The organism is Photobacterium marinum (genome assembly GCF_000331515.1).
Taxonomy (GTDB): domain Bacteria; phylum Pseudomonadota; class Gammaproteobacteria; order Enterobacterales; family Vibrionaceae; genus Photobacterium; species Photobacterium marinum.
Window position 1 is genome coordinate 1 of the sequence record NZ_AMZO01000058.1, and the last position, 1,158, is coordinate 1,158.

At 48.3% G+C, this 1,158-nt stretch carries 1 protein-coding gene; it reads left to right on the top strand.

The window, feature by feature from the left end:
• The coding region (tuf, locus tag C942_RS24065; protein WP_036801791.1) for an elongation factor Tu at positions 1-1,158 on the top strand (1,158 nt) is incomplete at its 5' end.

Here is a 1,158-nt window from a genome sequence, read left to right on the forward strand (position 1 = left end):
AAACCGCACGTTAACGTTGGTACTATCGGCCACGTTGACCACGGTAAAACTACTCTAACTGCAGCTATCTGTACTACTCTGGCTAAAGTTTACGGCGGTGAAGCGAAAGACTTCGCATCTATCGATAACGCTCCAGAAGAGCGTGAGCGTGGTATCACAATCGCTACTTCTCACGTAGAGTACGATACTCCAACTCGCCACTACGCACACGTAGACTGCCCAGGACACGCTGACTATGTTAAAAACATGATCACCGGTGCTGCGCAGATGGACGGTGGTATCCTAGTTGTTGCTGCAACTGATGGCCCAATGCCTCAGACTCGTGAGCACATCCTACTAGGCCGTCAGGTTGGTATCCCTTACATCATCGTATTCATGAACAAGTGTGACATGGTTGATGATGAAGAACTACTAGAGCTAGTAGAAATGGAAGTTCGTGAACTTCTATCTGAGTACGACTTCCCAGGTGACGACTGCCCAGTAATCATGGGTTCTGCTCTTGGCGCTCTAAACGGCGAGAAAGAGTGGGAAGACAAGATTGTTGAACTAGCTGAAGCTCTAGATAACTACATCCCAGAGCCAGAGCGTGCAATCGATCGTCCATTCATCCTACCAATCGAAGACGTATTCTCAATCCAGGGCCGTGGTACAGTTGTAACTGGTCGTGTTGAGCAGGGCGTTATCACTGTAGGTGACGAAGTAGAAATCATCGGTATCAAAGAAACGACCACTACTACTTGTACTGGTGTTGAAATGTTCCGTAAGCTTCTTGACGAAGGCCGTGCTGGTGAGAACGTTGGTGTTCTACTACGTGGTACTAAGCGTGACGAAGTTGAGCGTGGTCAGGTACTTGCTAAGCCAGGTTCTATCACTCCTCACACTAAGTTCGAGTCAGAAGTATACGTTCTGTCTAAAGACGAAGGTGGCCGTCACACGCCATTCTTCAAAGGCTACCGTCCACAGTTCTACTTCCGTACAACTGACGTAACTGGTACTATCGAACTACCAGAAGGCGTAGAAATGGTTATGCCTGGTGACAACATCAAGATGGTTGTTACTCTAATCGCTCCAATCGCGATGGACGAAGGTCTACGCTTCGCTATCCGTGAAGGCGGTCGCACAGTTGGTGCTGGTGTTGTTGCTTCTATCATCGAATAA